Below are 7317 nucleotides of genomic sequence, written 5' to 3'. Positions count from 1 at the left end.
TTCGGCACCGCCGAGCCCGGGCCGAACGATCCGCTCTGATCCTCGTGCTTCGTCATAGTGATCATCTTCATACTCCTCATCTATCGGAGGAACCTCACACACAATCCATCTGACACGCCCTAGACAGAAGCTCCGCGCCGGCCAAATCGGCACCGTCCAGACCATCACCCTTCCCAGCGGCCGCATCCAGGCCCGCGCCCGCCTGTGCGACGAGGTGGGCAAGCTCCACCAGCTCAAAGCCAGCGGCCCGACCGAAGCTCTCGCCGAGACGGCGCTGCGGGAGAAGGCCGATGCGATTCTGAACGACACTGGCGGCCCCACCCTGACGAAGGATGCAATGATCACCGAGGTCGCCGCTGTGTTCCTCTACGACAAGGGACGCTCAGGCACTGTGGAGGACTCCACGATGGAGTCCTACGAGGCATCCGTGCGGAACGTCATCACGCCGACATGCGGTGACCTGCTGTTGCGGGACTTCACCGTCCGGCGGTGCAACCGCATCCTTGCCGACATCCGGGAACAGCGATCGTTGGCGGCGGCACGGAAGGCTCGGAGCGTGCTGTCGTTGATCTGCCAGACCGGGATCGAGTACGACATCCTTGCCTTCAACCCCGTCCGGGACGCCAGGCGCCTGCCGCTGCCGGAGAAGAAGACCGCGGTGCTGACACCGGAGCAGCTTCTGCTCGTGCAGCGGCTCATCCGCACCTGGCGCAAGGACTCCGGGTACGGGCCACGTCCGAACGTGGAGACGTTGGAGAACGCGATGTGGATCATGGTTGGCACCAGCGTCCGCGTCGGGGAAGTGCTCGCGCTGCGCCGCTGCGATGTCGATGTGGCGTCGAGCCCGCCGAGCGCGCTGGTGAACGCGACGATCAAGCAGACCAAGAAGCAGGGCATCTACCGCAAGCCCTCGCCGAAGCGGACGCGGCAGAAGCGGCGGATCGCGTTGCCGAGCTTCACGGCGGCCGCGGTGCGCAGCCAGCTCGCCCGGACAGGGAAAGGTGCGGAGGCGTATCTGTTCGCGACGAAGAGCGGCAAGCCGCTCAGCGGCAGCAACTACGAACGGCTCCTGCGCACGTTCGTGGACGACAACAAGGCGGCATTGCAGTCGGCGGGGATCGAGACGGAGCAGTTCAGCACGCACATCTTCCGCCGCTCGACCGCGACCCTCGTGGAGGCCGTCGCCGGGATCACTCTCGCGTCCCGCCTTCTCGGACATGCGAACGAGCAGATCACCCGCGCCAGCTACGTCGTCAGCGCCGAACTGGTCGATCCGGTGACAGCAGAGATCATCGACGAGGCGTTCGCCGAACTGTTCTGACACCCGCGGGGCCCGCGCTCAGACCGGATAGCCGATGGCGCCGAGGTCAGGACCGCACCGAGAACGGTGCGGTCCTGACCTCGGCATTCACTCCACTGGCCGCGGAAGCCGCAAATCGGCAAGTCGCGCTCGGGATTCGGGTCGGTGTCCACACCGGCAACCCGCCACCGCCGAGGGCGCCCTGCGGAAACCCGCCCAACTTGGACATCGCACATGGACTCGCATCGACCTTGAAGCTATCGTGATGGAGTCTCATGGGGTGTCTGAAACAGAAATCCGCGACGGGTCTGAATCGTAACCCAAGTTCGAATCCGCGGTAATCTCGACCGTATGAACACAGCGACCCGCCCAGATGTTGGGGTGAAAGCCGCCCCGACGGGCCGGCCGCCTCGACGCGACCTTCTGGTCCCGATGCTCGAAGGCACTAAGCGAGCGTTCGCGCCGATCCGTCGAGGTTTCATCCAGAAGCCCCGCGGAACCGAGGGAAGCCGTGGAGCCAGTCTCGCACTTCTCGCGCGCGACAGCTTCGCACTCGACGCCTACCTCCTCATCCACGCACTCGCCTCCAGCAGCGAGCCCTACATCGCGGCCTATCCTGCAGCGACCTGGGTTCAACTGGTTCGACTGGATGAAGCCGCCACGTTCGAGGCCGGGAAGTCCCGGTGGTCGAAGGTCGTCACCAAGCTCGTGTCACTCCACCTCATTGAGCGGGAACGCAAGGGCAACGAGATGCAGTACCGCCTCCTCCACGAGGCTGGCACAGGCGACGAGTACACCCGCCCGAAGAAGGCGGGCGACGGGCACTGGTTGCGCCTGCCCTACTCGTACTGGCTGGATGACTTCGACGCGACGCTCAGCCACCCCGAGAAACTGATGCTGCTGATCGCCCTTGATCAGCAGGACGACTTTCCTCTACCTCTCAACCAGGCAGCCAACTGGTACGGGGTTTCAGAGTCCACCGCGCGTCGGGGGCTTCGTGGACTGGAATCACGCGACTTGCTGAGCAAGATCAGTTCGTTCGTGCCTTCTCCGCGTTCGCCGAGCGGTTGGGCAGAGGTGTTCCGGTACACCCTGCAAGGGCCCTTTTCGAAGAAGGCCGTTGAGGAGGCCCAGGCAGCGAGCCGGAAGAAGGTCCGATTCACGGAAGCAGGTGCATCATGAGCATCCTGTTCGTGGACGAATCCAAGACCAAGGGCTACACGATGGTCGCCGCGCTCGTCGTCCCCGGTGACGTGGCGAGTCTGCGCCGTGACGTGAGATCGCTGGTGCTTCCAGGGCAGCGGCGCATCCACTTCACCAAGGAACAGCCGGAACGCAAGCGGCTGATCCTCTCGCGGCTCACCGCATTCGGCACCCAAGCACACGTGTTCCACTGCGCGACGAAGAACCAGGTCGTCGGTCGTGACGCCTGCCTTACGGGAATCGTCGCCCACGCCGCAGAACATGCGCACACGAAGATCGTGATCGAACGCGACGAGTCCATCCAGAAGTCCGACCGTCAGATCCTCTTCCGCGAGGTCAGACGCCACGGTCTCGGGGACGTACTCAGCTACGCTCTCGAAGCTCCGCACCAGGAACCGCTCCTCTGGGTAGCGGACGCGATCGCGTGGAGCTACACCAGGGGCGGAGAATGGAAGCAGCGCGTCGATCCGCTGATCGCGGGGATCACCAAACTGGCGGCGTAAAGCGCGAAGCTCGGCTCACCGACCGTCCGGAAGGCTGCCGAGCTCACTTCGCACCGCTATTGCAGTGCGCTACACCATTCTAGCCCCCACGAACCCACAGAGGCCAACGCCGGGGTTGGCCAGGCGGATTCGCGAACCGCGGAAGCCGGACATCGCGAGGGCCGAGAACGGCGCCTTCTCTAAACGAGCCCAGCATAGAACGTATCCTCGACGGCGCGTCGGGCTTGGACGTCGGCGTGCATGTAGTCCACGAAGTCCTTCTCCCGGTTCGGGATGGTGATGTCCTCGACCGGGTCCGGGTCTGCTTCGCCGGGCCAGGCGATCTGGCGGGTGGGCCGGTCGGTCTTCAGCCGGGTGCCGCAGGCGGCGGTCCAGTGCCGGAGACGCTCTTGAGCTTCGGTGAACTCGTGGTGCCAGGCGAGGGGTGCGGTGCCTTTGGCTTCGGGGTCGTACGCGCACAGCCAGTGCAGGTGCAGGGCACTGAGTTCCCACAGGAGTTCGGGGTGCCGGTGCCAGAACGGGGGGATGACCGCGACCGGGAGCCCGTAGGTGCGGCGCAGCCAGTGGACCCATTTGTTCAGGGCGAGCCATTCCTCTTCGGCGGCGTCGGCGGTGAGGAGGTTCCAGTTGATCGGGTGCGGTGGCCCGTCTGGTTCGTCGTTCTCGGTGACCTCGCCGGTGTCGGGGTCGTAGCTCTCATCGAACTCGTCCTCGACATCTTCGATCTCCGGCTCGGGCACGTCCGGGTTGTCGTCGCTCATGGCCGGGGTGACCTTCCGATCGCGGTCGCACCGGCGGTGCTGTATGAGCTGGTTGACAGCGGTTCCTCTTCGAGGCCGTCGGCGGGCGCCGCGGTGGCGGTGCGGGCCTGGCGGTTGACGGTGTAGCGGGTGCGGGCGAGGTCGTGGCCGATCTTCTTGGCGACGAACTCCTCGGCCTGCACCGTCTGCCCGTTCTCGTCGGTGCGGTCGTACCCGTGGGTGTATCCCTCGGCGACGAACTTGTCGCCTTTGGCGAGACGCTGGTGGGCGCGTTCGGCGGTTCTCCGGAACGCGACGAGATCGTGGAAGGTGGTCTCGGTCTGCGTGAACGAGCCGTCGTCTTCGCGGCGGTAGTGTTCCTGCCCGATCTTCACGAACAGGCGCGCATCGCCTTTCTCGGTGAACGACAGGTGCGGGTCGGAGGCGATGAACCCCGACAGGGACTCTTGGGTGTGGATGGCCATTGGACGCTCCTCGTGGTGACGGCACCCCGTGGCGGGGTTGCTCTGTCACTCAGGTGCGCCTGCGTCACCCGGCCGAGGTTGTTGCAGCACTGTCTCGATCTCGGTGCGCTGGTCGCGCAGGGTCTTCGCGTCGGGACGGCTGGTCCAAGGGCGCAGGCGGGTGACGATGGGCGGGGCGGCGCGGAGGAGGACGAGGCCGGTGCCGAACGGGAGGGTGCGGATCACGTCGGGCGGCATGATCGGCACCCGCCGGATGGAGCGTTGCGCGGAGCGGGAGCCGTGGTCGCCGACGGTGGTGGAGTCGGTGATCTCGTCGCGTTCCCCGATGAGGGTGGTCAGGTCGTGCAGGTCGCGGGAGTTGGAGGCGCCGCCGAGGATGATCTTCACGATCGAGGCGTCCCAGATCGCCCCGGCGGCGTTCTCCGACCACTTCTCCCGCGCCTGCGCGAGCGACTGGAGCACGGGCATGGTGGTGATTCCGGTGCCGCCGCCTTCGGCCATCAGCGTCGGCAGCGATGGCAGCGGGGCGAGGTTGCCGACTTCATCGAGCGCGAGCAGCAGGGGCGGGTCGAGGCGCGCGGCGGGTGAGCGGGCGGCGATGCGGCGGGCGGCTTCGACGAGGTCTTCCACGAACGCGGCGACCAGGGAGGCGCTGTTGTTGGCTCCGGCGCCGGTGGCCAGCAGATACACCGTGCCCTGCTTGCGCAGGAACTCCTCCGGGTCGAACCGTTCATCCGGGCCGGGGCTGACCGCGTCCAGCACTCGCGGGTCAGCGAGCGCGGCGAGCGAGAGCGAGACGCCTTGCCAGATGGAGTCACGGGTTCTCGGGTCGGAGTCGATCATCGCCTGCAACGACTCCGCCCACCCGGTCGCAGCCCGCGGGTTGCCGGTCAGGATCGCAACGGCGCCGGACGCGGCGGCGGGGTCGAGCGTCCATCGGAACAGTTCGGCTGGTGTCCGGTGGTCGAGGGCTGCGGCGTGGAGGCGGGCTTGGAGGGCGGTGCGGGTTTTCCCTTCCCAGAAGTCGCCGCCTTCGACCCCGCCGTCCGACAGCCCGGTGCCCGCGGCGAGGCCGGTGGCGCGGATCATCGCCGTCAACGGGTCCTCGCAGCCGCGGATCGGTGACCACCGCAACCCGGCGGGGATGCCTTCGGCGAGGAGCTGCGGATCGAACACCGCCACCGGCCGATCATTGCTGCTGCGTGCCGTCAGTGTGGCGGTGAGGTTGTCTGGGCGAGTCGAGGTCGTCACCACCGCGCCGGGCGCGTCGAGGATGGCATTGATGACGACGTGCAGGCCTTTCCCGGAGCGGGGCGGCCCGATCAGGAGGATCGAGTCCTCCACGCTCGCCCACACCCCGACACCACGCGACGCCCCAAGCCGATACCCAACCTCGGCTGCCGTCGGCGTGGTCAGGGAGGGGCGGAGCTGTCCCGCCCGGCGCACCAGCGCCTTCTCGGAGGCGGAGCTGGTGACGTCGCTGCGGGTGGCGATCCCCGCGATCCGGTACGGGTCCGCTTTCGTCTGGCGGCCGTGCTCACGGAGCGCCCGCCACACCCACCACCCCACGGCACCCACCGTGAGGATCAGGACACCCGCGGTGACCCAGTAGACCCCCGGGCTGAGGCCATCGGCGCCGAGCGGCACACCGGGGTCACCAGGGTTGAGCAGCACTCCGAGGGGTCGATGTCGATCACTGAGGATGCTCCTTCTGCTCACGACCGCCAACCGATGGCGGACTTGCCAGCCAGGTGCACCCGGGCGCCCTCGATACCCTGGGGTGATGGCATCCCAGGCGCAGGCGGTCGTGTTCCTGCACGGCATCGGCGCCGGCCCCGACTCCTGGGACGCGCAACTCACCGCGCTCCCCGACGGGTACACCGGGATTGCCCCGCAACTCGCCGGCCTTACAGGCGGCGAAGCGTTCACCCTCGCGGACGCGGCCGCGGCGATCCGGGATGACTTCGATCAGCGGGGCGTTCGGCGGGCGCATCTGTGCGGGCTGTCGCTGGGCGGCATGGTCGCCACCCGTTTCGCCCTCGACTACCCGGACCGGATCGCGTCGCTCGTGCTCTCGGGAAGTCAGGTGCGACCGAGCCCGACGCTCATGCGGGTGCAGGACACGATCATGCGGCTGCTTCCCGAACGGCTTGTCGCCGCGCCGGGGATGACGAAACACGACATGCTCGCCGTCCTGCGGAGTGTTGCGGCGACGGACTTCCGTGCCGAGCTGTCGCGGATCGCGGTGCCGACGCTGGTGCTGTGCGGGACGAAGGATCGCGCGAACCTGTCGGCCGCGCGAGAGCTCGCGCACCGTATCGAGGGTGCGGAACTGCAACTCGTACCCGGTGCCGGGCACGAGTGGAATGTGCAGCTCCCGGCCGAGTTCAATGCCCGGCTCACCGCGTTCTACACCCGGCAGGACGGATGAGTCTGCGGCGCGTGCAGAACGCGTATGCCGCGCGTGCGGGCGAATACGCTGAACAGCTCGGCCACATGGGTGCGGTCGCCGAACCCGACCGGCGCCTCGTGCTCGGCTGGGCGACGGGCCTGACTGGGCCGGTGGTCGATGTCGGTTGCGGGCCGGGCCACTGGACGGCGTATCTCCACGACCACGGCGTCGACGTCTCGGGTGTCGATCCGGTGCCGGAGTTCGTCGCGCACGCCCGCGACGCCCACCCCGCCGTCACCTTCCGCCCCGGCACTGCCGAACGACTTTATGCCGCTGACGGCGAGTTGGGAGGGGTGCTGGCGTGGTACTCCCTGATCCGCCACGCCTCGGACCGGGTGCCGGCGGTTCTGGCCGAGTTCGCCAGGGTCCTGCGTCCCGGCGGCGGGCTCCTGCTCGGGTTCTTCGAAGGGCCGGCGTCCGAGCGATTCGATCACGCGGTCATCACCGCCTATCGCTGGCCGGTCGATGCGCTGACGACCCTCGTCGAGGACGCCGGATTCGCGGTCACGAGCACGCAGACCCGCACCGATCCCGGCGCACGACCGCACGGCGCGATCACCGCGACACGGCACCCCGGATAGCCGTTACAGCGTCCCGCCGATGCCGAGGAGGAAGTTGATCCAGGGGTGTCTGG

At 67.6% G+C, this 7317-nt stretch carries 7 protein-coding genes and 1 pseudogene; 5 read left to right on the top strand and 3 right to left on the bottom strand.

Annotated elements, in window-relative coordinates:
* Nucleotides 1–214 precede the first annotated feature (214 nt).
* The 3 genes from ACK5KK_RS03685 to ACK5KK_RS03675 all read left to right on the top strand — a co-directional run bounded on the left by ACK5KK_RS03685 (nucleotide 215) and on the right by ACK5KK_RS03675 (nucleotide 3006).
* Nucleotides 215–1321 (top strand): tyrosine-type recombinase/integrase, encoded by a 1107-nt coding sequence (locus ACK5KK_RS03685; RefSeq protein ID WP_416888737.1) that lies wholly within the window; start codon nucleotides 215–217, stop codon nucleotides 1319–1321.
* Nucleotides 1322–1651: 330 nt separating this feature from the next.
* Nucleotides 1652–2482: a hypothetical protein gene (locus ACK5KK_RS03680; RefSeq protein ID WP_416888736.1), complete on the top strand. Its 831-nt coding sequence runs from the start codon at nucleotides 1652–1654 to the stop codon at nucleotides 2480–2482.
* A complete protein-coding gene (locus tag ACK5KK_RS03675) occupies nucleotides 2479–3006 on the top strand; it encodes a DUF3800 domain-containing protein (RefSeq protein ID WP_416888735.1) in 528 nt (175 codons plus the stop codon). The genes ACK5KK_RS03680 and ACK5KK_RS03675 overlap by 4 nt, the downstream gene beginning before the upstream one ends.
* A gap of 179 nt (nucleotides 3007–3185) precedes the next feature.
* Here the strand turns inward: ACK5KK_RS03675 and ACK5KK_RS03670 are convergent, their stop codons facing one another.
* The 3 genes and pseudogenes from ACK5KK_RS03670 to ACK5KK_RS03660 form a co-directional block, all read right to left on the bottom strand.
* Nucleotides 3186–3767, bottom strand: a complete 582-nt coding sequence (locus ACK5KK_RS03670) for a hypothetical protein (protein WP_416888734.1) — start codon at nucleotides 3765–3767, stop codon at nucleotides 3186–3188.
* Complete coding sequence (locus tag ACK5KK_RS03665) at nucleotides 3764–4231, bottom strand: single-stranded DNA-binding protein (protein ID WP_416888733.1); 468 nt, start codon at nucleotides 4229–4231, stop codon at nucleotides 3764–3766. The genes ACK5KK_RS03670 and ACK5KK_RS03665 overlap by 4 nt, the downstream gene beginning before the upstream one ends.
* 45 nt (nucleotides 4232–4276) lie before the next feature.
* A pseudogene (locus tag ACK5KK_RS03660) lies at nucleotides 4277–5911 on the bottom strand (TraM recognition domain-containing protein); the annotation flags it as partial.
* Nucleotides 5912–6014: 103 nt separating this feature from the next.
* Between ACK5KK_RS03660 and ACK5KK_RS03655 the strand changes: the two are divergent.
* Together ACK5KK_RS03655 and ACK5KK_RS03650 are read left to right on the top strand one after the other, a co-directional pair.
* Entirely contained in the window at nucleotides 6015–6662 is a 648-nt protein-coding gene (locus tag ACK5KK_RS03655; RefSeq protein WP_416888732.1) for an alpha/beta fold hydrolase, read from the top strand.
* Entirely contained in the window at nucleotides 6659–7264 is a 606-nt protein-coding gene (locus ACK5KK_RS03650; protein ID WP_416888731.1) for a class I SAM-dependent methyltransferase, read from the top strand. Before ACK5KK_RS03655 ends, ACK5KK_RS03650 begins: the two co-directional genes overlap by 4 nt.
* The last annotated feature ends 53 nt before the right edge of the window (nucleotides 7265–7317 follow it).

It is taken from the genome of Microbacterium sp. (assembly GCF_047972865.1).
In the GTDB taxonomy this organism is placed as follows: domain Bacteria; phylum Actinomycetota; class Actinomycetes; order Actinomycetales; family Microbacteriaceae; genus Microbacterium.
Note: the sequence above shows the minus strand (reverse complement) of the source record. Positions and strands in the feature narration are given on the sequence as shown.